The sequence below is a fragment of the Marinobacter sp. genome (genome assembly GCF_046484525.1).
GTDB lineage: Bacteria > Pseudomonadota > Gammaproteobacteria > Pseudomonadales > Oleiphilaceae > Marinobacter.
Genome location: NZ_JAWOIS010000089.1, coordinates 40,118 through 65,323 on the forward strand (window position 1 = coordinate 40,118; position 25,206 = coordinate 65,323).

22 protein-coding genes and 1 tRNA gene are annotated in these 25,206 nt (G+C 58.9%); 9 read left to right on the forward strand and 14 right to left on the reverse strand.

Going from position 1 to position 25,206, the window contains the following annotated elements; all coding sequences use genetic code 11:
* Positions 1–50: 50 nt before the first annotated feature.
* The 7 genes from secF to R6W86_RS17870 form a co-directional block, all read right to left on the reverse strand.
* Positions 51–1,004: a protein translocase subunit SecF gene (secF, locus tag R6W86_RS17840; protein ID WP_410330690.1), complete on the reverse strand. Its 954-nt coding sequence runs from the start codon at positions 1,002–1,004 to the stop codon at positions 51–53.
* Positions 997–2,874 (reverse strand): protein translocase subunit SecD, encoded by a 1,878-nt coding sequence (gene secD / locus R6W86_RS17845; protein WP_410330691.1) that lies wholly within the window; start codon positions 2,872–2,874, stop codon positions 997–999. The genes secF and secD overlap by 8 nt, the downstream gene beginning before the upstream one ends.
* 91 nt (positions 2,875–2,965) lie before the next feature.
* On the reverse strand, positions 2,966–3,328 hold the full coding sequence (yajC, locus tag R6W86_RS17850; protein WP_410330692.1) for a preprotein translocase subunit YajC: 363 nt from the start codon (positions 3,326–3,328) through the stop codon (positions 2,966–2,968).
* A 29-nt stretch (positions 3,329–3,357) separates the two neighbouring features.
* A complete protein-coding gene (gene tgt, locus R6W86_RS17855) occupies positions 3,358–4,479 on the reverse strand; it encodes a tRNA guanosine(34) transglycosylase Tgt (protein ID WP_410330711.1) in 1,122 nt (373 codons plus the stop codon).
* 14 nt (positions 4,480–4,493) lie between these two features.
* Complete coding sequence (gene queA, locus R6W86_RS17860; protein ID WP_410330693.1) at positions 4,494–5,597, reverse strand: tRNA preQ1(34) S-adenosylmethionine ribosyltransferase-isomerase QueA; 1,104 nt, start codon at positions 5,595–5,597, stop codon at positions 4,494–4,496.
* 35 nt (positions 5,598–5,632) lie between these two features.
* Positions 5,633–5,719 (reverse strand) — tRNA-Leu (locus tag R6W86_RS17865).
* Positions 5,720–5,769: 50 nt separating this feature from the next.
* The gene (locus tag R6W86_RS17870; protein WP_410330694.1) at positions 5,770–6,333 is read right to left on the reverse strand and encodes a nitroreductase family protein; all 564 of its coding nucleotides are present in this window, start codon (positions 6,331–6,333) and stop codon (positions 5,770–5,772) included.
* A 139-nt stretch (positions 6,334–6,472) separates the two neighbouring features.
* Between R6W86_RS17870 and R6W86_RS17875 the strand changes: the two genes are divergently transcribed.
* Both R6W86_RS17875 and R6W86_RS17880 read left to right on the forward strand, forming a co-directional pair.
* Positions 6,473–6,784 (forward strand): Mpo1-like protein, encoded by a 312-nt coding sequence (locus R6W86_RS17875; RefSeq protein WP_410330695.1) that lies wholly within the window; start codon positions 6,473–6,475, stop codon positions 6,782–6,784.
* 1 nt (position 6,785) lies between these two features.
* Positions 6,786–8,243 (forward strand): adenylate/guanylate cyclase domain-containing protein, encoded by a 1,458-nt coding sequence (locus R6W86_RS17880; RefSeq protein ID WP_410330696.1) that lies wholly within the window; start codon positions 6,786–6,788, stop codon positions 8,241–8,243.
* 15 nt (positions 8,244–8,258) lie between these two features.
* Here the strand turns inward: R6W86_RS17880 and queF are convergent, their stop codons facing one another.
* Genes queF through R6W86_RS17895 form a run of 3 tightly spaced genes read right to left on the reverse strand, consistent with a single transcriptional unit; the run spans position 8,259 to position 10,818 of the window.
* Positions 8,259–9,083, reverse strand: a complete 825-nt coding sequence (queF, locus tag R6W86_RS17885) for an NADPH-dependent 7-cyano-7-deazaguanine reductase QueF (protein WP_410330697.1) — start codon at positions 9,081–9,083, stop codon at positions 8,259–8,261.
* A gap of 14 nt (positions 9,084–9,097) precedes the next feature.
* Positions 9,098–9,871, reverse strand: a complete 774-nt coding sequence (locus R6W86_RS17890; RefSeq protein WP_410330698.1) for an ABC transporter permease — start codon at positions 9,869–9,871, stop codon at positions 9,098–9,100.
* Positions 9,868–10,818 (reverse strand): ABC transporter ATP-binding protein, encoded by a 951-nt coding sequence (locus R6W86_RS17895; RefSeq protein WP_410330699.1) that lies wholly within the window; start codon positions 10,816–10,818, stop codon positions 9,868–9,870. Before R6W86_RS17895 ends, R6W86_RS17890 begins: the two co-directional genes overlap by 4 nt.
* Positions 10,819–11,068: 250 nt before the next feature.
* Here R6W86_RS17895 and R6W86_RS17900 point away from each other — a divergent pair, with 250 nt between their 5' ends.
* Positions 11,069–12,187 (forward strand): organic solvent ABC transporter permease, encoded by a 1,119-nt coding sequence (locus R6W86_RS17900; protein WP_410330700.1) that lies wholly within the window; start codon positions 11,069–11,071, stop codon positions 12,185–12,187.
* Here R6W86_RS17900 and R6W86_RS17905 read toward each other — a convergent pair.
* Both R6W86_RS17905 and R6W86_RS17910 read right to left on the reverse strand, forming a co-directional pair.
* The gene (locus tag R6W86_RS17905) at positions 12,177–13,490 is read right to left on the reverse strand and encodes an HD-GYP domain-containing protein (RefSeq protein ID WP_410330701.1); all 1,314 of its coding nucleotides are present in this window, start codon (positions 13,488–13,490) and stop codon (positions 12,177–12,179) included. The two genes, R6W86_RS17900 and R6W86_RS17905, sit on opposite strands and share 11 nt — an antisense overlap.
* 157 nt (positions 13,491–13,647) lie before the next feature.
* On the reverse strand, positions 13,648–14,220 hold the full coding sequence (locus tag R6W86_RS17910; RefSeq protein WP_410330702.1) for a hypothetical protein: 573 nt from the start codon (positions 14,218–14,220) through the stop codon (positions 13,648–13,650).
* A gap of 209 nt (positions 14,221–14,429) precedes the next feature.
* Here R6W86_RS17910 and R6W86_RS17915 point away from each other — a divergent pair, with 209 nt between their 5' ends.
* Together R6W86_RS17915 and R6W86_RS17920 are read left to right on the forward strand one after the other, a co-directional pair.
* Entirely contained in the window at positions 14,430–15,446 is a 1,017-nt protein-coding gene (locus tag R6W86_RS17915; protein WP_410330703.1) for a Fe(3+) ABC transporter substrate-binding protein, read from the forward strand.
* Positions 15,447–15,607: 161 nt separating this feature from the next.
* On the forward strand, positions 15,608–17,296 hold the full coding sequence (locus R6W86_RS17920) for an ABC transporter permease (protein WP_410330704.1): 1,689 nt from the start codon (positions 15,608–15,610) through the stop codon (positions 17,294–17,296).
* 23 nt (positions 17,297–17,319) lie between these two features.
* Here the strand turns inward: R6W86_RS17920 and R6W86_RS17925 are convergent, their stop codons facing one another.
* Together R6W86_RS17925 and R6W86_RS17930 are read right to left on the reverse strand one after the other, a co-directional pair.
* Positions 17,320–17,805 carry a thioesterase domain-containing protein gene (locus R6W86_RS17925; protein ID WP_410330705.1) on the reverse strand — a complete coding sequence of 162 codons (486 nt, stop codon included), beginning with the start codon at positions 17,803–17,805 and terminating at the stop codon, positions 17,320–17,322.
* Between the two features lie 143 nt (positions 17,806–17,948).
* Positions 17,949–19,616 (reverse strand): AMP-binding protein, encoded by a 1,668-nt coding sequence (locus R6W86_RS17930; RefSeq protein WP_410330706.1) that lies wholly within the window; start codon positions 19,614–19,616, stop codon positions 17,949–17,951.
* A 264-nt stretch (positions 19,617–19,880) separates the two neighbouring features.
* On the opposite strand from R6W86_RS17930, the gene R6W86_RS17935 reads away from it, so the two are divergent.
* The 4 genes from R6W86_RS17935 to R6W86_RS17950 all read left to right on the forward strand — a co-directional run.
* Positions 19,881–20,855 (forward strand): ABC transporter substrate-binding protein, encoded by a 975-nt coding sequence (locus tag R6W86_RS17935; protein WP_410330707.1) that lies wholly within the window; start codon positions 19,881–19,883, stop codon positions 20,853–20,855.
* 69 nt (positions 20,856–20,924) lie between these two features.
* Positions 20,925–21,827, forward strand: a complete 903-nt coding sequence (locus R6W86_RS17940; RefSeq protein WP_410330708.1) for an ABC transporter permease — start codon at positions 20,925–20,927, stop codon at positions 21,825–21,827.
* A gap of 9 nt (positions 21,828–21,836) precedes the next feature.
* Entirely contained in the window at positions 21,837–22,631 is a 795-nt protein-coding gene (locus R6W86_RS17945) for an ABC transporter ATP-binding protein (RefSeq protein ID WP_410330709.1), read from the forward strand.
* Between the two features lie 536 nt (positions 22,632–23,167).
* Positions 23,168–25,206 (forward strand): adenosylcobalamin-dependent ribonucleoside-diphosphate reductase (locus R6W86_RS17950; RefSeq protein WP_410330710.1); only part of this gene is annotated, 2,039 nt, incomplete at its 3' end.

Genomic DNA, 25,206 nt, shown 5'->3' on the forward strand with positions numbered 1-25,206 from the left:
AAAACCGCCAACTCCCGGGAGTGGCGGTTTTTTTGTGCCCTGCGGACGACTTACATCCGGTTGAGCCATTCAGGCGGTTCTTCATCCTCTTCCTGCCCGGCCGCACCCTCTTTGGCCGGGAGCATCATATCCTCACGGGACACGCCCAGCGCAATCAACAGGTTGGCAGAGACATAGATGGAGGAATAGGTACCCACCAGCACACCGATAATCAAGGCAAGAGCGAAGTTGTTGATCGCCTCACCGCCAAACAGGTAGAGCGCAACCAGCACCACCAATGTGGTACCGGAAGTGTTGATGGTCCGGCTGATAGTCTGATGAATCGAGGTGTTGATGATGTCCCAGGCATCGCCGACGCGCATCTTGCGGAAATTCTCCCGGATACGGTCCGCGACTACGATAGTGTCGTTCAGGGAATAACCGATTACCGCCAGCAAGGCGGCCAGCACGGTCAGATCGAACGTCCACTGGAACAGGGCGAACACACCCAGAACGATGATCACATCGTGGGCCAGCGGAATCACCGAGGCGATTCCGAATTTGAACTGAAAGCGCATACCTACATAGATAAGCACGACCGCCAGCGCCAGCAGCAGGCCCAGACCACTGTCTTCCTTCAGCTGCTCACCCACCTGGGAACCAATGAACTCGGAGCTGATCAGCTCGAACTGCGCACCGCCCTTCTGAAGGGCGTCAGCGACTTCGACGGCAAGCTCATCATTACCTGCTTCCGCAAGGCGGATCAGGATCGTGGTATCAGAACCAAAATTCTGGACCACAAACTGCTCGAAGCCGGCCTCATCGAGCTGACCACGGATATTGTCCAGGGACGGCGCTTCCGCATATTCGAACTCGACGGAGGTGCCCCCGGTAAAGTCCATGCCAAGGTTCAGGCCACGAACCGCCAGCAAGGCAATCGAGGCAATGATCAGCGCGATTGAGAGGACGGAAGCAGCCTTCCGGAACCCCATGAAATCAAATGGTTTCTTCTCCTGCTCAGACATTTGCCAGCTTCCCTCCAATCGACAGCTTTTCGATCTTCCGACCGCCATACACAAGGTTCACAATGCTGCGACTGACCATCAGCCCGGAGAACATCGAGGTGAGAATGCCGATGCACAGGGTGACGGCGAAGCCCTTGACCGGGCCCGAGCCCATGGCGAACAGGATCACCGCGACCAACAGCGTGGTAATGTTGGCATCAAAGATCGAGACGAACGCCCGCGAATAGCCGGCATTGATGGCCAGTTGTGGCGCCACCCCAGCTTTCAGCTCTTCACGTATTCGCTCGAAGATCAGCACGTTCGCATCCACCGCCATACCGACGGTCAGCACGATACCGGCAATGCCCGGAAGGGTGAGCGTCGCCGACAGGATGGACATGCAGGCAATCAGCAACATCAGATTGAGTGTCAGCGAAACGTTAGCGATCAGCCCGAAACCGCGGTAATACACAATCATGTACAGCAGCACCAAGGCGAAGCCGAGCGCCACCGATATCACGCCGGCATCGATGTTTTTCTGTCCCAGGCTCGGCCCGATGGTCCGCTCCTGCACGAAGTACATGGGAGCCGCCAGGGCACCGGCACGCAACAACAGAGCCAGTTCGGAAGCTTCCGGAATGGAATCCAGGCCGGTAATCCGGAAACTGCTGCCGAGCGCGGACTGAATGGTCGCAAGGCTGATAATACCCTTCTCCACGACCCGCTTCTCAACCATGGTCGGCTCACCGTCCACCATCCGGCTTTCGGTTTCGGTACGGTATTCGATGAACAGCACCGCCATCCGACGGCCAATAGCATTGCGCGTCGCCCGGTTCATCAGGTCACCGCCCACGGAATCCATGGTGATGTTGACCTGGGGTTGGCCATTTTCGTCAAACGCTTGCTGGGCGTTGGCCACATTGTTACCGGTGGCAATCACATCACGCTCAAGGCGCGCAGTGCGCTGGGGATTATCCCGGAAACTGTACTGCTCCGTTTCGTTGGCCTCTGCGTCCTGCCTTGCCTCGAGGCGGAATTCCAGGTTCGCAGTAGCACCCAGTACCCGCTTGGCCTGGGCGGTATCCTGAACGCCGGGCAACTCCACGATGATCCGGTCCGTGCCCTGACGCTGGACCAGAGGCTCGGCCACGCCCAGTTCGTTGACACGGTTACGGATGGTGGTCAGGTTCTGCTCGAGGGCATACTCCTGGATCGACTTCACTTCCGCTTCCGAGAGGGACAGCACCAACCGGAACTCATCGCCCTGCCTCTGCTCGTCCATCAGGAACTGATTGTACTGGCCACGAACCAGGTCAAAGGCCTCGGCACGAGACTTCTCGTCGCGGAAACTCAGCACGATCTGACGGTCGCCGGCAATCACATCGCCGCCCCGATAACGAATCCGTTCCTCTCGCAATTCCCGCTTGATCTGGCTGGACAAGGCTTCCAGGCGCTGCTGAACCGCTGTATCCATGTCCACCTCCAACAGGAAGTGCACACCACCGCGCAAATCCAGACCCAGTTTCATGGGTCCGGCACCGACGGCCTTCAGCCAGTCCGGGGTGGACGCAGCCATGTTCAGCGCCACCAGGTATTCGTCACCCAGCGCCTGCTGGACGGTGGGACGGGCCTTGAGCTGGTCATCGGAGCTGGTCAGGCGAATCAGGGCATCACGATCCTGCCGGGAACTGCTTTTTACCGTGATGCCTTCGGATTCGAGCGCCTGAACCGCACGTTCCAGCACACGCTCGTTTACTTCGGTGCTGCTGCGGGCGCCGGTGATCTGGATGGCGAAATCATCGGGGAAAAGGTTAGGCAGAGCGTAGATAAACCCGATCACGAGCGCGACCAGGATAACCAGGTTTTTCCAGAGCGGATACTTATTCAGCATGGGTTCCCTTAATAGCCGGCCCTGGGGCCGGCCTTGGTTGTCAGCCAGAAAGAATCAGACAGGCAGGTTCTGGGAAGGCGAAAAGCCTGGATCAGATATCCTTCAGGGTACCTTTCGGCAGGGCTGCGGCAACGGCAACCTTCTGAACCTTGACTTCAACGTTGTCAGCTACTTCGATCACGATGAAGTCATCAGTCACCTTGGTGATCTTGCCGGCAACACCACCGGAGGTGACAACCTCATCACCCTTGTTCAGGCCGGACATCAGGGCCTTGTGCTCCTTGGCGCGCTTGGACTGGGGGCGCCAGATCAGGAAGTAGAAAATCAGGATAAAGCCGGCGAAAAAGATCACCTGGCCCATCACGCCCATGCCCTGGGCTGCAGGATCCTGGGCCATAGCCAGTGCCGGCATCAGGGCCATCAGCCCAGCAACAAGAAACTTCATTGATTTCATTTATTATCTCCGTTGGTTTGGCAATTCGTTCAGGCACCCGCCAGCGGCGGTACCGATTCGCCGCGAAGGGCATAGAAGTCGCTAATAAAGTCCGACAATGTACCTGCTTCAATGGCCTCACGCAATCCGGCCATCAGGTTCTGGTAGAACCGCAGGTTGTGAATCGTATTGAGCTGGGCGCCGAGCATTTCTCCACATTTATCCAGATGATGCAGATAACTTCTCGAAAAATTCTGACAGGTATAACAGTCACAGCGCTCGTCCAGCGGACTGGTATCATGGCGATGACGGGCGTTGCGGATCTTGATGATACCGGTGGAGGTAAACAGATAGCCATTACGGGCGTTCCGCGTCGGCATTACGCAATCGAACATGTCCACTCCCCGGCGGACCGCCTCGACAATATCCTCCGGGCGGCCGACTCCCATCAGGTAGCGAGGCTTGTCCTCAGGCATTTGCGGCGGCAGGTGATCCAGGATCCGGATCATATCTTCCTTTGGCTCCCCCACAGACAGCCCGCCGATGGCGTAGCCGTCAAAACCAATCTCCGTGAGCCCGGCCAGGGACTGGTCACGCAGCCCTTCGTACATGCCACCCTGGACAATGCCGAACAACGCAGCCGGATTGCCTTCATGGGCGTTCTTGCTCCGTTCCGCCCAGCGCAGTGACAGCTGCATGGATTCCCGCGCCTGCTTCTCGGTTGCCGGGTAAGGTGTGCACTCGTCAAAGATCATGACGATATCCGAACCCAGGTCAAGCTGAACCCGGATCGCGATTTCCGGCGAGAGCTCCACTTTCGAACCATCTACCGGTGATCGGAAAGTCACGCCCTCTTCCGTGATCTTGCGCATCTCGCCCAGGCTGAACACCTGGAAACCGCCGGAATCGGTCAGGATCGGGCCCTGCCACTGGGTAAAGTCATGCAGGTCACCGTGGGCCTTGACCACTTCGGTACCGGGGCGAAGCATAAGGTGAAAAGTGTTGCCAAGGATAATCTGGGCACCGATCTCATGAATATCACGGGGCAGCATGCCCTTGACGGTTCCATAGGTGCCCACCGGCATGAATGCCGGCGTTTCGACCACACCCCGTGGAAACGTCAGCCGGCCACGCCGGGCACGACCGTCTTCGGTAATTTTCTCGAAGGACATGAAGCAGGAATAGGTCACGATGATTCTCCGGACTCGTCGGATTCGGTAGTGGCAGCACCGGCGAATGCACCCAGGAGCATGCCCCGGCTGGGCTCCTGACTGGTAATGAACATGGCATCGCCGTAGCTGAAGAAACGGTACCGCTCGGCAACGGCTTCCCGGTATGCCGCCATCACGTTGTCGTAACCGGCAAAGGCACTGACCAGCATGATCAGGGTCGATCCCGGCAGATGGAAATTAGTGATCAGGGCATCAACAGTCTGGAAGCGGTACCCCGGGTGGATGAAGATGGCCGTCTCGCCCCGGAATGGCCGCACACGTCCACCCCGGCTCGCCGACTCCAGAGAACGCACCGATGTGGTACCCACGGCGATGACCCGACCGCCGCGCGCCCGGGTCCGTTCGATAGCCTCGACGGTTCCCTTCGGCACATGGGCAACCTCACTGTGCATCACATGGTCCTCGATGCGCTCCACGCGCACCGGCTGGAACGTACCTGCCCCCACATGCAGCGTCACAAAGGTGGTTTCGACACCTCGGGCCCTGAGCTGCCCCAGCATCGTCTCATCAAAATGCAATCCTGCGGTCGGAGCTGCCACCGCACCGGCTTCCCGGGCATAGACCGTCTGGTAACGCTCCCGATCCGAGGATTCGTCGGGGCGGTCCACATAGGGCGGCAGCGGCATGTGGCCAATACGCTCGAGCAGTTCGAGAACGGGCTCAGCGGTTTCGGCCATCAGCCGAAACAACGCATCCTCGCGCTCGACCATGCGCAGCACACTACCATCCTCGAGGATAACCTTCTGATCGGCTTTGAGGGCTTTGGAGGCACGCACATGGGCGAGGATCTCGTGTTCACCGGTAACGCGCTCGACGAGCACTTCCACCTGGCCGCCGGTTTCTTTCTTGCCGAACAAACGTGCAGGAATCACCCGGGTGTCATTGAACACCAGCAGGTCGCCTTCCTGGATCAGTTCCTGTAGATCCGTGAACCGGAGATGGTCCACTTTCCCGGTCAGCCCCTCGAGGTGCAGAAGGCGAGAGGCGCTGCGTTCCTTGAGCGGATACCGGGCAATCAACTCGTCCGGGAGATCAAAGTTAAAGTCGGAGACATTCATGGGATGGACTGGTTACGACACTGCAGGAAAGATGATGGTAGCGGCGGGCGGACTCGAACCGCCACGGGTTTTACCCCAACGGATTTTGAATCCGTCGTGTCTACCAATTTCACCACGCCGCCATCGGAGAGTGTGGGGGATTATACTGACGTTATTTTCGAAAGCAATAACATTACCCGCTTTCCGGCGGCCAGTCCGAGACAAACTCGGCAACCTCCGGCCGGCGGACCTTGGGCTTCTCAGTGGCGACCGTTCCGGTATAAAGAAAGCCGATGATGGATTCCTGCTCTGACAGACCCAGACCTTCACTGACTGCCGGGTGGTAAGCCATCGTACCGGTACGCCACATGACTCCGAACCCGGCGTCCTGAAGTGCCAGCTCCAGAAAGCTCAAACCGGCGCCCGCGGATAACAACTGCTCCACTTCCGGAACCTTGGGATGCTCGCTCGGGGACGCGATGCCGACAATAATCATCGGCGCCCGGAGCGGCGAACGGAGCAGCTTCTCAATATCCTGTTCGTCCGCATTATTGGGACAGGTGGATGCAAACAGCTCGCCCAAACGTTCCAGCCCCTCTCCTTCGATGACCAGATAACGCCAGGGCCGCAGCAGGGCATGATCCGGGGCGCGCGCGGCGCAGGCAAAGGCGTGCTCGAGAGTTTTCCGGTCCGGGGCGGGTGCGGTCAGGCGCGGTTCGGAACTGCGATTGAGAAGGAACTCGGTAACGGACGTCATATCGACTCGCTGTCAGGAAAAAATGTGTTCAAAAAGGCCTAGTTAGAAGCCCACACACGAATTGTGGCTTATACGTAATACTGGTAACCTTCAATTCTGGTTGGCTCATGTTAACAACTATAAATGAAGTGGCAGCACCATGAATGACCAGAACGAATTTCGCAACTTTTCGAAATTCTATCCTTACTATCTGGATGAGCACAGTAATGTAACGTGCCGGCGCCTTCATTTCGTCAGCAGCCTACTGGTCCTGATCGTGGCAATCCGGGCGATCACCTCGGGTAAACTGCTGTGGTTGCTGGCGCTCCCGGTTATCGGATATGGCTTTGCCTGGGTGGGCCATTTCAAGTTTGAGAAAAACCGCCCGGCTACCTTCAAATACCCACTGTACAGCCTCATGGGAGACTGGGTGATGTTCCGAGACATGCTGATTGGCAGGATCCGTTTCTGAGATGATGAGCGCCCCTGTGGACTTGCGAAATGCAAGCAGCAGCGCCGGTAACGCGCTGTCCCACGAGCAGGGCAGCGGTTCAACGGCTGCCCCCCCGATGCCGGATTACAGCGGGCGTATCCTTGCTTACACGGTCACTGCCATCATCATTGTCATCGGTGTCCTGCAGAGCGCATTTGAACAGTGGCTGCTGTGGCTTGTTGCCGGGGCCTTGCTCTGGCCTCACTTCGCCCACATCCTCACCCGAAAAACTTTCCTGAACCGCTCTCCGCGAATTCGCCAGAGGATGTTGCTGGTGGACTGTGTGTTTGGCGGCACCTTTATCGGCCTCACAGGCCTGGTAGCCGTTCCCGCAGTTTCGGTGGCCCTGATGATGATGTTCAGTTGCCTGATCATTGGTGGCATCCGCCAATGGCTGCTGGGCACCACGCTCATGGCATCAGCGATTGCCGCCGGCCTCGCCCTCGCAGGGCCAGCCGAGTCCTTCCGGTCACCGCTGCTCACCAGCATCAGCGCCATCCTGGCCACCGGCATTTATATTTGCGTCACCGCCTTCTATTCGCACCAGCAGGCACGGGCCCTGATGCTGGCCAAAACCCAGATCCAGAATCAGCGGGAACAATCCATCGCCCTCTCTCACAAACTGTCCAAGTACCTTTCGCCCCAGGTGTGGCAGTCGATCTTTACCGGTGAACGGGATGTCCGGCTGGAAACCCAGCGCAAGAAACTCGCCGTCTTCTTCTCGGACATCAAGGGCTTCACGGAGCTATCCGAGGAAATGGAGCCGGAGGCCCTGACCGAACTGCTGAACCACTACTTCAACGGCATGTCCGAGGTGGCCCTGAAATACGGCGGCACCATCGACAAGTTCGTGGGTGATTCCATCATGGTGTTCTTCGGGGATCCCACCAGCCGGGGCCAGAAGGAAGATGCCTTTGCCTGCGTGTCCATGGGCATCGAAATGCGCAAGCACATGAAAATCATGCGCCAGAAGTGGCGCAGCCAAGGCATCAAGACCCCACTGCAGATCCGCATGGGCATCAGCACCGGTTACACCACAGTGGGCAACTTCGGCGCCGAAAACCGGATGGACTACACCATCATCGGCAAGGAAGTGAACCTGGCCAGCCGCCTCGAATCCCTGGCTGAGCCCGGCGAAATTCTGGTTTCCTATGAAACCTTCTCGCTGATCAAGGACCGGATCATGTGCCGTGACAAAGGTGAGATCACGGTCAAGGGCTTTGCCAAGCCGGTCCCGATTTACGAAGTGGTGGACTTCCGGCGGGACATGGGTCCGAACCGCAGCTTCCTCGAACACGAACACAGCGGCTTTGCCATGTACCTGGACTCTAACAAGATCACAGAGAAGGAACGCAAGGCCATCCTGGAGGCTCTTGAGGATGCCGCGGATCGCCTGCGCTCCGAAGAAGAACTACCCGAGTCCGGCAAACTCGGCTGAACCGGTCCATTGCCGTTACTGCCGGATCAGCCTCGGGCCCGCATCTCCCTCTGCCTGCGTGCTCCGCCACGGATTGATGTCCAGACCACCACGGCGGGTGTAGCGGGCGCACACCGCCAGTTCCGTTGGCTGGAAATGCTCCATCAGGTCAGTGAAGACCGTTTCGACACAATGCTCATGGAAATCCTGCTTGTTCCGGAAGCTGACGATGTAACGCAGCAAAGCCGAGCGGTCGATCTTCGGCCCGGTGTAGCTGATCAGGAGGGTGCCCCAGTCCGGCTGCCCGGTGACTGGGCAGTTGCTCTTGAGCAGGTGTGAACACAACCGCTCGGTTACCACCTCTGCCCCGGGTTCGGCAGCCAGGGACTCCGGCGCATACTGGTACACCACAGCCGAGACCGGCTCGTCATCAATCAACTGGTAACCCTCGGGGCGCCCAATGGCATACCCGCTCTCATCGACACTGTGCAAATTGACCCGAACGGCCACGCCACAGGCGCCGGAAAGGTCGTTGACCACTGTTTCCACCAGCTGCTCCGGCGTCGAGAAGACATGCTGGTTCAGGGAGTTCAGATACAGCTTGAGGGACTTGGATTCAATGATGGATGGCGATGCCGCCGGCACAACGATCTCCGCCCAGGCGGCGGCCGGCACACCACCGGGCCGCAGCCAGGAAACTTCCCAGGCCTGCCAGAGGTCCTCACCGAACCAGGGCCAGCGACCATCCTCAAGCCCGATCCGGCGGCGGTTTTCCTCCCGCGCCACCGGGAACAGCAGGGTCGGGTCGTAAGAATCCGGGTATTCGCTGGATTTGCCCAGCGGCGCGTTATGCAAAGCCATATCGGTTCCTGAAATCAGTGGCGGATTCCCTTGCCGCGCTCGAGCATGCGCAGGGCAATGAACGCCAGCACAACGATGAAGACCAGAATCATACCAAGAGACACGAACGGATTAACGTCCGAAACACCCAGTATGCCGAAGCGGAAGCCGTTCACCATGTACAGGATCGGGTTCACCATCGACACGCCCTGCCAGAACCCCGGCAACAGATCGATGCTGTAGAACACGCCACCCAGGTAGGTCAGCGGTGTCAGCACGAAGGTCGGCACAATCGAGATGTCATCGAACTTGGTCGCCAGCATGGCATTGATGAACCCACCCAGGGCAAAAAGCGCCGAAGTCATGAACACCGTCACCACCACCATCGGAAGACTGTGGATGGACAGCTGGGTGAACGCCAGGGACAGCGCCGTGACAATGACGCCGATCCCAAGGCCACGCGCCATACCGCCGGTCACATAGCCGGCAAGGATCACCCAGTTCGGCACCGGTGAAACCAGCAGCTCCTCGATACTGCGCTGGAACTTCATGGAAAAGAAGGACGACACCACATTGGCGTAGGAATTGGTGATCACCGCCATCATGATCAGTCCGGGCACGATGAACTGCATGTAGTTGAAGCCGCCCATCTCACCGATCCGCGAACCGATCAGGTTGCCGAAGATGATGAAGTAGAGAGTCATGGTGACCGCCGGCGGCAACAACGTCTGGGGCCAGATCCGGGTAAACCGGCGAATCTCACGAAGTACAATGGTGTAGAAGGCGACCCACAATGCATCAAGTCTCATGCCGCACCCTCCACGCTCTTACGGCCTTCGGCAGCATTCTCTTGCACCATCCGGATGAACAGCTCCTCAAGTCGGTTGGCCTTGGTGCGCATACTGACCACCTTGATATCGAGCTGGTCCAGTTGGGCAAAAACCGCGTTCAGGCCCTGGCCCTTTTTCACATCCACTTCCAGGGCACCTTCGTCATTAATGCGACAGGTGACACCTTCCAGCTCCGGTACACCGGAGAGCTCTTTCTCGGTATCCAGGACGAAGGTTTCCACACTCAGTTGCTGCAACAACTCACGCTTGCTCGTGTGCTTGAGGATCTTACCGTGATCGATGATGGCAATATTCCTGCACAGGGCTTCCGCCTCCTCCAGGTAATGGGTGGTCAGGATGATGGTGGTGCCCTCCCGGTTCATTTCTTCAAGGAAGATCCACATGGACCGGCGCAGCTCGATATCGACACCCGCGGTGGGCTCGTCGAGAATCAACAGTTTAGGCTCGTGCACCAGTGCCCGTGCGATCATCAGACGGCGCTTCATGCCACCGGAGAGCATGCGGGCCGGGGTATTGCGCTTGTCCCATAGACCCAGTTTCTTGAGGTATTTCTCTGCGGACACGGAGGCCCGACTGAGAGGAATCCCGTAATAGCCGGCCTGAGTGGTCACGATGTCGAACACTTTCTCGAACTGGTTGAAGTTGAACTCCTGGGGAACAACCCCGAGGTTCAGCTTCGCATCCGCCAGATTGGTATCGATATCATGGCCGAACACCCGGACCTTTCCGGCGGATTTGTTCACCAGAGAGCAGACAATGCCCAGGGTCGTGGATTTGCCGGCACCATTGGGGCCCAGCAACGCGAAAAAATCCCCTTCCCTGACTTGAAGATCAATCCCCTTCAGGGCCTGGAAGCCATCACCGTAGGTTTTGGTTAGGCCCTCAATTTCCAGTGCATTGGTCATAGCTCATCCCGGATCCGATGGATTTCGATGGCAGCCACCACAGCCGCGCACGTCAAAAAGTAAAGTGCTATTCATTGTGGCAACCTCGTGAAATTCAAGGGCAAGCCTGGAGCCCCGGCAAAACCGCCAAACTGCGACAGGAATCGCGATATCCACCAACTGGCATCCCTATAATGCGGTTACAACAACTTACAAAACGCTGGCCTGAATCTCTGCTGCCGGCCATCAAGACCGGGATGTACGCCGAAACATGAGATCCGTTCACCGAACTGCGCCCCTCATCACCCTCCTGAGCACCCTTGCCCTGTCCGGCTGTTTGGGCAGTGATGATGGCGGCGCTACTGCCGCGAACACCGGACAGATCAACTACAACGGTTTCAGCGGCCTGAGCTACCGGACCGCAAGCCAGAGCGGCACCACCAACGCCGATGGTGAGTTCAGCTATTATCCCGGCGAGACCCTGAGCTTTCAGATCGGCGATCTGGTTCTGGCAGAAGGTGTTCCGGCCCGGCCCCACGTCACCCTGCTGGAATTCTTTCCCGACATTCGGGGTGCGCTGCAAACGCCGACGGTCGACGCCGAAGGCTTGCGCACCCATACCCGGACGGAGCTGAATCTGCTGGACAATGGCGCGCTGATGAACCTGACCCGCCTGCTGATGTCGCTGGACTGGACCCAGGGTGTGCAGGAAGACGAGGGCATCGAAATCCGCCAAAGGGTGATCGGCCAGCTAAACGCGGCGCTGCCCCTGCTGGACGCCCCCATTGACTTCAACGTGCCCACCACGGAATTCACCGCCAGGGGCACAACGCCCTCACCCGCCAATCAGCTACTGGCCCGAATCTGCTTTCATCCTGAAGGCGACGAGCTCTGCGAACCACCTCCGACCCCTGAACAGATCCAGAATGCCCCGGAACGGCCGGAAAATGAGGAAGACTGGGACCCGGACGTGGCATACCGGCAAGACCTGCAGGTCAAACGGGATCGTATCCTCGACGCTATCCGGACCATGGATGAGATTGACAACGAAGATGCGCGAATTTACCTGCGCCAGGAGCTGCAAGACATCACCACCGCCGTCAGCAATGGCTATTACCTCGATGAGGATTTGGCCAGTCACCCGGCCAGCGATACCGGAATCAAGAGCGTCCGGGTGCAACGAATCGGAGGCGAAACCACGCTCGCGGAGATCGAGGCCATCAGCACTCGCCCGCAGGATGTCACAATACACGCGTGGAGTTGGCAGAGTGCCGAGGTGAATTATTTCGTCAGCGGGAGCAGCGGCGGTGAATCGGAGCTGGTGATGAGCTTCCGCCCCGAAAACACCTACCGCTGGGTACGCAAGAGCCTGCGGGTGATTATCCGCTGATCAGCCGACCGAGGCTCCAGCGGGATTCCGCACCGGTAACATCATACTGCGAAGGATCCAGACCCTCGGAGCCATGCGGCAGGCACTCCTTCACGATCAGGGCTTCGTTGACGTCCCGGCTTTCGTTGTACTTGGCAAGGTCAATAATGTGCGCGGACTTCAGCGGCTGGTGCTCCTGGTCGGTCATTACCATCACCTTCGGCCACAGGCGGCGTTCCCGAGAATGGGAGACCACAATGCCACGCTGGCCATCGCTGAGTTCCACCAGGCTCCCAGTCGGATAGACACCGATCGCCTGGATGAAATTCTCTACCAGGTCTTCCTGGAATTCGATGTTTCTCATCTCGTAGAGCAGGCTCACCGCCTTGGCCGGTGTCAAGGGTTCGTCTCCGCCTTCCCGGGGGCCGATCAGGGATTCGAAATACTCGGCAATACCCGCCACTTTTGCCATCAGCGGGATCCGGGTACCGCGGACCCCCTGGGGGAAACCGGAGCCATTGTGTCGCTCCCGGTGCCCGCCTACCACGCTGAGCACTGCCCGGGATACACCGGTACCCTCAAGCATTGCGAGACCTTTTTCGACATAAGTCCTGTAACGGGCGTAATCCTCGGCGCTGAACTGGCCCTCCTGATTCAGCAAAGCGCGGGGCAGCACGGTTTTACCCACCTGGGACAACAGGCAGCCCATGCCAAGATGATTCAGGAGGCCTTCATTCAGACCAAGGTGCCGCCCACACACCAACGCCCAGATCGCCGTGTTGAGCGAGTGACGATAAATATAGTCATCGTGGCCCCGAATCCGGCTCAGCCATAGCAGCGCGTCGGGGTGACGAATAACACTGGCGACCATCTTGCGGGTTATCTCGGCGACAGGGCGCAGGTCGGCGCTGCCGCCCTCTTGCAGGGATTCGAACGCGCGCTCAAGGGCAAGTTCAGCATCGTCAAGCAGGAGACGCGAAACCTTGATCTCTTTTTTCAGGGTGGTGCTGGTCTCGTATTCCACCGGCTCCTGAATGGCCAAGGGCGGCAGTTTGAGCTCTTCCCGGTCACCGCCACGCTTGAGGATTCTACGCCCGAAGGCTGGCTTGATCTCGTCCTGCTCAAGTTTCGAGGTGCTCCGGATTTCAGCGACGTCGATCATCACCCACCGACAGTGGGATTTCAGCGCCCGGATGTCGTCCTCGGAGCGGATGTAGAAACCCTGGATCGGAAACGGTGTCTGGTGCCAGGGCCGGTCCAGATCGGACACAAACATGCCCACTTCCAAGTCATGAACCGCAACTTTTCTCTGTTGGACGCCCACGAGAGTCACCCCTGAAAATAATTCATTTTTAGATATTTGACATTTTGACCCAGCATACACAAGAGTCCATTACAGTTTCGTACCCCAAAAGATCCAGAAAGTAACCGAAGGTAAACAGACTGTAACTCCGTGATCTGCATCACGCCGATCACCATCGTTACTCGCAGGCGGACTCGTCAAAGGCCGGCAGGCTGGCTCTCAAGGATCCGCGTGGCACCTTTCGAGTATAGACTGTGTAGGGAACAGAGGAGGCACGAAGGTAATCCATATTGACCACCTCACCTTCCCCCTCGAACTCGGGAACCACCGGCTCACAGACCACCAGCAATGCCAGCCGGCCCTCGATGTCGGCAATCCGGGCGTTGCTGTCATCCGGGTTCACCACCAGACATGCGGACGGGTCCAGATGCTCACCGGTGACCACCACCCGATCCACGCCAGACTCGGCACAGGCCCGGATTCCTTTGCCGCAGGCGCCCGCCCGGTCATGGGAGTCGTCGCGCAGGCGCCATATCCTCGCGCTGCACTGGGCTTCCACTTTCATGGCGGTCGAACGGTCATCCAGAATCCACCAGCCCGGGTACTCCGCCGAGTCCCAGGACACCCGCACCTGGCGGGCCTCACCCTGTGAGTTCTCTGCGGGAAACATGGCGAAATGGCTGTAATAGCTGGCGCAGCCAGGTAACAGGACTGCCACCGGTATAAATAGAAAGAAAACTCTGCGTATCATCCCTGCTCTGCCGGCCATTCTGAAAGTCCCTGTATTCCGAAAAAGTCCAAGTTTTTTAGTGTGTTCTGAAGAATACCACCATTTTGCATGAAATATTCCAAAGGTGATATTGACTCTGCCACCAATACAAATGAGAATGGTTGCTGTTTTTACATGCTTGCGACTCTTACAAGCGAAACAAACTCATATCAGGCAGAGGTAACACCAACATGCGCATGAAACTGGCAGCAACTGCAGCAATGGCCCTGGCGGCCATGCCACTCTCCGCATCCGCCGAGGGCGAAGTCAACATTTACTCCTACCGCCAGGCATACCTGCTTGAGCCGTTGCTCAACGCTTTCGAGAAAGAAACCGGCATCGAGTCCAACGTGGTTTTCGCCAAACAGGGCCTTGCCGAGCGCCTGGAGCGCGAAGGCCGCAACAGCCCGGCAGACGTGGTCCTGACAGTGGACATCTCCCGCATCAACGAACTCGTCGAGCGTGATCTGGTGCAGGGCGTGGACAGCGATGTGCTGAACAGCAACATCCCGGAAAACCTGCGTCACCCGGAAGGCAAGTGGTTTGCCCTGACCACCCGCGGCCGCCTGATCTTCACCTCCAGGGAGCGCGTGGAAGAAGGTGAAATCACCAGCTATGAAGAACTGGCCGACGACAAGTGGAACGACCGTATCTGCACCCGTAGCGGGAAGCATCCGTACAACATCGCCCTGTTCTCCTCAATGATCGCCCATCACGGCGAAGAGTGGACCGAGCAGTGGCTGCAGGATGTAAAAGACAATCTGGCGCGCAAGCCCCAGGGCGGCGACCGTGACCAGATCAAGGCCATTGCCGAAGGCGTGTGTGACATCTCCATCGGCAATAGCTACTACTACGGCAACATGCTGCAGGACGAGAACCAGCGCCCGATTGCCGAGCAGGTTCGCCTGGTGTTCCCGAACGCCGATGGCCGTGGTACCCACGTGAATATCAGCGGTATCTCAATGACCAAGAGCGCACCGAACCGGGAGAACGCCGTCAAGTTGATGGAGTTCCTGTCCTCTCCGGAGGCCCAGCGTATCTACGCCGAGGCCAATACCGAGTACCCGGCCAACCCGGAAGTGAAGCCCTCCGGCCTCGTCGCCGAATGGGGTGAGATCAATCCGGACCAGCTGTCCCTGCAGACCATCGCGGAAAACCGCGAGGCAGCGGTAAAGCTGGTTGATCGCGTCGATTACGACGGCGAGTAATCACACCGGATAAAAGCAATGGAACCATGGAAAGGGCGCTGCGGCGCCCTTTCCTTTATCAGGCCTACCGGTTCCTAAAATGACGCGAGTCATTGCAGTGCAACTGACTGCTGACTACAATCCTCAATCTTTCTCAGTTCCATTTGACAGACGGGAGCATTATGACCGAGGCCGTAACCGCCGCTGATCCGGGGCTTTCCCAGCCCTTGCTGGCAAAACGCGCTTCCCGTCGCTGGATCATTTCCGCCACCCTTATTACCGCCATTGTGGCCCTGCCCGTGCTTTCAGTGATCTTCCTCGCCTTCTTTCCCGAGGAGAACATCTGGCCTCACCTGATCGATACCACCTTGCCGCGTTACCTGTGGACCACCATCCAGCTGATGGTTGGTGTTGGTGCCATCACCCTCGTGATCGGCCTGTCGACGGCCTGGGCGGTGACCATGTGCGAATTTCCCGGACGCAAATTCTTCGAATGGGCAATGCTGCTGCCCTTTGCGGTTCCGGCTTACGTGATTGCCTATGTCTACACCAGCCTGCTGGACTACGCCGGCCCGGTTCAGCGCACCCTGCGTGACTGGTTTGGCTGGCAGAATGCTTCTGACTATTGGTTCCCGGAGATTCGCAGCCTGGAAGGCGCCACCCTGATGATTGGCCTTGTGCTCTACCCCTATGTTTACCTGCTGGCCCGGGCCGCCTTCCTGGAGCAATCGCCGTCCCTGTTTGCGGTCAGCCGCAGTCTGGGCCATTCGGCATTGAGCACCTTCTTCCGGGTTGTGTTACCCATCGCCCGACCCGCCGTCGCCGTCGGCCTGTCCCTGGTATTGATGGAAACCCTGAACGATTTCGGCACCGTCGACTTTTTTGCCGTTCAGACCCTCACGGCCGGGCTTTTTGATACGTGGATGAACCTGGGCAACCTGGGTGGTGCCGCGCAGATTGCCACCACCATGCTGGTTTTCGTGGTGATTCTGGTAACCCTTGAGCGCTACTCCCGCCGTCGTCAACAGCAGTATGCCGCCCGCGACAACCGGGATCCGATCCGCCGTTTCACCATGTCCTTTCCCCGGCAACTGATCTGTGTTGGCGTGTGTGCCATCCCGTTCATCCTCGGATTCGTGGTGCCCGCCGGAACACTCGGCCTGTATGCCTGGGAATACTTCGAGGAGAGCTGGAACCCGGACTTTATCCAGAACACGCTGAACAGCCTGTTCCTGTCCAGCACCGCGGCCCTGACCACCCTGCTGATCGGCGTTATCCTGGCCTACAGTCGGCGCCTGCATAACACCCGGGGTATGCAGATCCTGATGCGGCTTTCCAGCCTGGGCTATGCCATGCCGGGCGCGGTATTGGCGGTGGGTGTAATTGTGCCCCTGGCGGGCTTCGATAACTGGCTCGACAGCCTAATGAGAAGTACCTTTGGTTTCAGCACCGGCCTGCTGCTCAGCGGCACCGCCTTCGCACTGGTGTTTGCCTACACCGTCCGCTTCCTGGCGGTGTCCGCCGGCAGCGTGGAAAGCGCCCTGCAAAAGATCACGCCGAGCATGGACATGGCCTCGCGCTCACTGGGCTACACACCAGGCAAGACCCTGGTGAACGTACATTTGCCGATGCTCAGGGGAACCCTGCTGACGGCAGCCCTGGTGGTGTTCGTGGATTGCATGAAAGAGTTGCCGGCCACGCTCATCCTTCGGCCGTTCAACTTCGAGACCCTGGCGACCTACGTTTACCAGTTCGCATCAGACGAGCGTCTGTTCCACAGCGCCCTGCCCTCATTGATCATTGTCCTCGCGGGGATCGTGCCAATCATCCTGATGAGCCGCTCCATCTCCAATACCCGAAGTATTGCCTAGAATGTGGCGGCCCGCCGCCCCGTTCAGAGACCTAGCCGGGACCGCACATCCTGAACCACGAAACGGCCCTGGAATACCGCCACCGGATCGGTCTTCGGCAAAACTGTGGGTTCCCCGCAGAACACCTCAGCGGTCAGGTCAAGCCGCCCCTTGCCATGTCTGGCAAGACTCTTGCGGAAGCGCGCCGGAATCTCCTCCCCGGGCAACCGGCAGACCACAAAGAAATCGCTGGTGACCGGCTCGAGGTAATCGATGTTGCCATTCTGCACAACCACGGCGCCCCTGAGCCCGAGATCCCACAGGGCCAACTCGGTGAGACTCCAGGCAGCGGTTACCGCAGCGGAATAGACACTGCCGCCGAAACCGGTGCCCTGGTGGTTGTGGTTGGGTTCGAGCGGTGCGCTCAGCACAAGGGCGTGACCGTCCCAGGAATGCAGCTGGATGCCCAGCGCTCGGGACAGGGGAATATCTTCATTGATTCGTTTCTGGAAAAGGGCCAACTGGGTCATAACTTCCTCCTGACTACCAGAAGTTTAGGCCCGAGCCGGCGTTTTCAACATGCGACTAACGTCGGTCAGAAATGGCCAGATGCAGATAGGGCACGGGAAAATCCGGGCCCTTTCGTTGAGTGATAATGGGGGAAAGCGCTGCTTTACTGCCAGATCACCGGTTGCTTCTTGGCGTACCAGCTATCCACCTTCGCCTGGTAGGCATCCTCCACCACGTTCCGCTTCAGTTTGAGGGTCGGTGTCAGGAAGCTGTTCTCGATCGACCACTCATCGCTGACCACGGTAATGAACGCCAGCTGCTCGTGAGGGTCGACAGTCTTGTTCACTTCCTGGATGAGGTTCTTGAAGCTGTCTTCCAGCTGCTTGCGGTAATGATTGTCCGCCAGTTTCGGACGGGCCTCCTCGCCGAGCATCACCAGGGCGTGGGGCTGGGTCTGGTTGGCGCCGGACACGCACACCATCTCGATGGCATCGTGGGACATCAGGCGGTTCTCGATCGGCGCCGGCGCAATGTACTTGCCCTTGCTGGTCTTGAAGATTTCCTTGAGGCGGCCGGTCAGCTTCAGGCGGCCCATCTCATCGATCTCGCCCTTGTCACCGGTCTTCAGGAAGCCATCCTCGGTAAAGGTTTCCCGGGTTTTCTCCTCATCCTTGTAGTAGCCCATCATGGTAGCGGGGCTCTTGACCAGCACCTCACCTTCCTCGCTGATCTTCGTTTCCACACCCGGCAGGGACTCGCCCACGTACCCGGTGCGGGCCCGACCCGGCTTGTTCATGTGGGAATAGGCAAAGTTCTCGGACATGCCGTAGCCTTCAAGCAACTCGAGACCCAGGTTGCGGTACCAGTCCAGCACATCGTGGGACAACGGTGCCGACCCACTGCCGGCGAGCTTCACCTTGTCCAGGCCCAGGCCTTTCAGCACCTTCTTCTTGATCAGCCGGTTCACCAGCGGGATCTTCATCAGGCGGTCCATCTTCTCCTTCGGAAGTTTCTGCAACACGCCGTGCTGGAACTTCACCCACAGGCGGGGCACCGAGAGGAACAGTGTGGGCTGTGCCCGTTGCAGGTCCTGGACAAAGGTATCCAGGGATTCCGCAAAAAACAGCTGGAAGCCGGAATACAGCGAGCCCAGCTCCACGAAGGTGCGCTCGAACACATGAGCCAGCGGTAGATAGGACAGCATCCGCTCGTTCGGGCCGACGCCCAGGGTCTCGATGCCGCCGGCGGCGGCAAACGCCATGTTGTTGAAGCTCAGCATCACACCCTTGGGCCGGCCGGTGCTGCCGGAGGTGTAGACGATGGTGGCCAGCTCTTCCGGATCACGCTGAACGTTCTCCTCCAGCGGCGGATACTTGCTGACAATATCGTCCCAGGTTTCGAAATCGTTGGGCGGGCTCAGCGGGTAGGAAATGCAACGCACTGACTCGGGCACGCCGGGCTTCATCATGTCCCAGTCATCCAGCTTGCCGACGAACAATACTTCGCACTCCGCATGGTTAAGGATGTAGTTGACGGTGCCCGAGTTCAGCGTGGGGTACAGGGGAACGGAAATGTGCCCGGCCATCCAAATGGCCCAATCCGACATTACCCACTGGGCGCAATTCTTGGAAATGATGCCCACCCGGCTCTTTTCCGGGAGGTTCAGGGATTTCAGATAGGCCGCCATCCGGCGCGCCTCCTCCACCGCACGACCCCAGGTGTACTCCACTACCTTGCCATCGCCCACGGGCTGGGTCATGTAGAGGTCGCTCTTCTTCGCCTTCTCCCAGTGATAGACCATATCCAGGGGAAGCTTGTTTGTTGTGTCCATGGACCTTCCTTATGCGTCACAATGCTTTTAATTATTCGCCCTATCAGGCGTATTATTAGACTTTCGTAGGGTATTTCAACATACATTCGCCCGTCAAAACGTGACCAACGCAAAACAATTAGAATTTACAACTTCTTCCGTTAAAAACCGTGCCACTGGCAACTTCCCCTACCCCTTACGCCCCCCGCCTGTGATAAACTCCCGCTCTTTCCGGACGTCAGACCCGGCACACCTGAAACCATTAATAAACTCGGAGATGGGTATATGGCCAAGAGAACTCTGCGCACTCTTCTGGGTGCCTCCCTGCTGGCAGCGGCAAGCCTGGTACAGGCCCAGGAAGCCAAGACAGTTGCCATCACGCAGATCGTCGAACACCCTGCGCTGGACGCCGTTTACCAAGGCGTCAAGGACCAGCTGGCTGAACAAGGCTACAAGGAAGGCGAAAACCTGACCGTGATGCACGAGAGTGCCCAGGGCAACTCCGCCATCGCCTCTCAGATCGCTCGCAAGTTCGTCGGAGAGAGCCCGGATGTAATCGTGGCTATCGCCACGCCCTCCGCCCAGACCGTGGCCGCAGCGGCCCGCAATATCCCGGTTGTGTTCTCCGCTGTTACCGATCCGGTAGGCGCCAAGCTGATCAAGAGCCTTGAAGCACCTGGCGCCAACATCACCGGCGTCAGCGACATGCTGCCGCTCGATAAGCACCTGGACATGCTCCAGCGCGTGATGCCGGATGCCAAGCGCATCGGTACCGTCTACAACCCGGGTGAAGCCAACGCCGTTTCCCTGGTCAATATGCTCGAAGAGCGTCTGGCCGCCCGTGGCCTGGAGCTGGTCAAGGCCGCCGCCACCAAGACCTCCGAGGTTCTGGGTGCCGCCCGCTCCCTGGTGGGCGAGGCTGACACCATCTACCTGACCACCGACAACACCGTGATCAGTGCCGCCGAAGCGGTCATCTCCGTGGGCGAGCGCGCCGACATCCCGGTGTTCGCCGCCGACACTGCCACCGTTGAGCGTGGTGCCGTGGCAGCCCTCGGCTTCAACTACTACGAGCACGGCCGCCAGACCGGCAAGATGGTCTACCGCGTGCTTGAAGGTGCGGACACCGCCACCATGCCTGTTGAAACCATGGACACCCTGGACCTGTTCGTAAACCCGGCCGCCGCCGAGCGCATGGGCATCACCCTGTCCGAAGATTTCGTCAAGGAAGCGAAAGAAGTCGTCAAAAGCGACAAGTAAACGCCCTGACCAATACGGGCGGACCCCCACAAGGGCCCGCCCGTTTTTCTTTCACAGTGAATACTACCCATGCTCAGCGAAATCGCTTTTTACGGCGCCCTGGAAACCGGCCTCATCTACGGCCTGGTTGCCTTCGGCATCTACATCTCGTTCCGCGTTCTCGACTTCCCCGATCTCACCGTTGACGGCAGCTTCCCGCTGGGTGCTGCGGTGGCCGCCATGCTCATCATCGCTGGCTGGAATCCCTGGATCGCCACCGGTGCGGCCGTACTCGCCGGTATGGCAGCCGGTGCCGTGACCGCGCTACTTAACGTCAAGCTCAACATCCTGAACCTGCTGGCCTCGATCCTCACCATGATCGCCCTGTACTCGGTGAACCTCCGGATCATGGGCCGGCCCAACGTGGCCCTGTTGACCGAGGAAACCGTGCTCACCCCCTGGTACGAGCTGGACCTGGCATTCCACCAGGTGCCGGTGCTGCTGCTCCTGATCGTGGTGTTCATCTCACTGATCCTGCTGTGGCGTTTCATGAAATCGGAAACCGGTCTGGCTATGCGCGCCACTGGCGCCAACCCCCGTATGGCCCGGGCCCAGGGTATCGCGACCGGCGGCATGATCGTTCTGGGTGTTGCCCTGTCCAACGGCCTGGTGGGCCTCGCCGGCGCGCTGTTTGCCCAGAGTCAGGGTGCGGCGGACGTCACCATGGGTGTGGGCGTGATCGTCATCGGCCTGGCCTCCCTGATTGGCGGTGAGGCCCTGGTCACACCCTCCACGGTTGTCCGGGCACTCATTGCCTGCGTGGTGGGCGCCATCATCTATCGCCTGGCCATTGCCTTTGCCCTGAATGCCGACGTGCTTGGCCTACAGGCCCAGGATCTGAACCTGATCACCGCCGTACTCGTGACCCTCGCCATTGTCCTGCCGGGCGTGCGCAATTCCGTGATCGGCAAACTCACCCGCAAAAAGGCCTGAGGAATCGACATGATCAGTGCAAGCGATCTCCGACTGACTTTTGGCAAGGGAACGCCGCTGGAAAACCCGGCACTCCGGGGCATGAGCCTGACCGTGAACCAGGGTGAATTTGTGACCGTGATCGGCAGTAACGGCGCCGGCAAATCCACGTTCCTCAACGCCCTCGCCGGCGAAGTGATTGTGGACACGGGCCAGATCATCGTGGACAACCAGGACGTTACCCGCCTGCCCACCCACAAACGCGCGGCACGGGTGGCCCGGGTGTTCCAGGACCCACTCGCGGGCACCTGCGAGAATCTGTCCATCGAGGAAAACCTGGCCCTCGCCATCAAGCGTGGCCAGCACCGTGGGCTGACCTCAGCGGTCAAGAAACAGTACCTGGGTCAGTTCCGGGAGAGCCTCTCCTCCCTCAAACTTGGCCTGGAAAACCGCCTGGGCGACAAGATGGGCCTGCTCTCCGGCGGCCAGCGCCAGGCCGTGAGCCTGCTGATGGCAAGCCTGACGCCCTCCAGCATCCTGCTGCTGGACGAGCACACCGCCGCCCTGGACCCGAAAACCGCTGCCTTCGTACTGGAACTGACCGAAAAGATCATCGAGGAGCAGAAACTCACTGCCCTGATGGTGACCCATAGCATGAAACAGGCACTGGAAGTCGGTACCCGCACAGTGATGCTGCATCAGGGCCAGGTGGTGTTCGACATTGCCGGTAAGGAACGGGAAGGTCTGGAAGTGAAGGACCTGCTCGGGCTGTTCGAGAAACAGCGCGGCCTTGAAGTGGACGACGATAGTCTGCTGCTGGGCTGATCTGTCCGCCGGGACCGGATAATAAAAGCGGGGCTGGCAATCAGCCCCGCTTTTTTGTTGTCAGAATCCCGATCGGCGGCGCAGTTTGGCGGTTTTCTGACCACAATATGTAGTGTTTTTGAGCAATCCTTCCCAAGAGCCCGTTTTCACGCGGCTTTCGGTATTTTCAAGCCCTCTTCCATTGATTTTCTTTGCCCTGCACCCTCAATCAATAGTTGCGTTCTTATTCACTCAATACTATATCCTGTTATACTCGTTAAGAAATAAGCCCATATATAGGGCCACAAGGACGAAGCAGACCTGCCCACCCGGCAGGCGTGAGAAGGCCTCAGCCAGGCCCGCAACAACGATCACACAACGGGAACGGCCATCAATGGCTGGCAGGGAAGACCCCCACATCTTGTGGTCTTCTTCCCTATCTGCCCAAGCCGGGCCCGCAAGACACAGAAACTGACAGACGCAACACGACTCAAAGGGGTGTGGCACCGGAGACGGCGCCATCGAAAAGAGACACACTGGAAGAACCGAGGGTGGCAATGAACGCTAAGGCACAGGCAGTGATCACAACGATTCCCATGCAGGAAGCTTCACTGGATATCTGGAGCAGCAAATACCAGCTCAAGACCAAGACCGGTGAACCCGTCGACAAGGACATCAACGCCACCTACGAACGTGTGGCCAAAGCCCTGGCGGAAGTGGAAAACAAGTCCGTGCGCACCAGGCACATGAAGGACTTCATCTGGGCCCTGCAGAACGGCGCCATCCCGGCCGGTCGTATTACCTCCAACGCCGGTGCCGAAGCCCACAAACCGGCTACTTCCACCATCAACTGTACCGTCTCCGGCACCGTCCATGACTCCATGAACGACATCCTGGAGAAGAACCACGAAGCAGGCCTGACCCTCAAGGCCGGCTGTGGTATCGGTTACGAGTTTTCCACCCTGCGCCCCCGCGGCGCCTATGTCGCCGGCGCCGGCGCCACCACCTCCGGCCCGCTGTCCTTCATGGATATCTTCGACCGCATGTGCTTCACCGTGTCCTCCGCCGGTGGCCGCCGCGGTGCACAGATGGCCACCTTCGACGTTCACCACCCGGACGTGATCGAGTTCATCCAGGCCAAGCGTGAAGACGGCCGCCTGCGCCAGTTCAACCTGTCCCTGCTGATCACCGAGGACTTCATCGAAGCCGTGCGAAACGGCGATGACTGGCACCTCTCCTTCCCGGTCACCCAAAAGGAAGTGGAAGGCGAAGGCCTGGACCTGAGCGATACCTCCCAGTACCTGTACCGCGATTTCCCGGTGCAGGACGGCTACGTGGTCAACAATGAAGGTAAGGTTGCCTGCCGCATCTACAAGACCGTCAAGGCCCAGTTCATCTGGGACACCATCATGACCAGCACCTACGACTACGCCGAACCGGGCTTCATCCTGATCGACAAGGTCAACCAGATGAACAACAACTGGTTCTGCGAAGACATCCGCGCCACCAACCCCTGCGGCGAGCAGCCCCTGCCTCCATATGGCAGCTGCCTGCTGGGCTCGGTGAACCTGACCAAGTTCGTGGAATACCCGTTCACCGACAAGGCCAGCTTCAACTACGAGAAGTACCGCAAGGTCGTGGGCATCTTCACCCGCATGCTCGACAACGTGGTTGAAATCAATGGCCTGCCGCTGGCCGAGCAGCGCCACGAGATCACGCACAAGCGTCGCCACGGCATGGGCATCCTGGGCCTGGGCTCCACCCTCGCCATGCTGCGCATGCCGTATGGCTCTGACGAGTCCGTGCAGTTCACCGAGGAAGTGGTGCGTGAAATGGCCGTGGAAGGCTGGCGCCAGTCCCTGGCCCTGGCCGAAGAAAAAGGCCCGGCCCCGATCATGGACGAAGAGTTCGAAATCACCCCGAAGATGATGACCAAGTGCCCGGAGCTGGCCAAAGAAGGCTACAAGGTTGGCGACATCCTCAAAGGCAAACTGCTGCACGCCCGCTTCAGCCGCTACATGCAGCAGATCGCCCACGTGGAGCCGGAGCTGGTGAACCAGCTGGCCGAGAAAGGTGGCCGCTTTACCCACCACACCTCCATCGCACCCACCGGCACCATCAGCCTGTCACTGGCCAACAACGCCAGTAACGGCATCGAGCCGAGCTTCTCGCACCACTACGCGCGCAACATCATCCGCGAGGGCCGCAAGACCAAGGAGAAGGTAGACGTATTCTCCTTCGAACTGCTGGCCTACCGCCACCTGGTGAACCCGGGCGCCATGCCGTTCTCCGAGGACGAGGACAAGAAACTGCCGGCCTACTTCACCACCTCGGAAGACGTCACGCCGAAGCAGCACGTGGACATCCAGGCCGCTGCCCAGAAGTGGGTAGATTCCTCGATTTCCAAGACGGCCAACGTTCCGACAGACTTCGCATACCCGGACTTCAAGGGCATCTACCTGTACGCCTACGACAAAGGCCTGAAGGGTTGCACCACCTTCCGCTTCAACCCCGAAGCCTTCCAGGGCGTACTGGTGAAAGAGAAGGATCTGGAAAATACGCTATATGAGTTCACCCTGGACGATGGCAGCAAGGT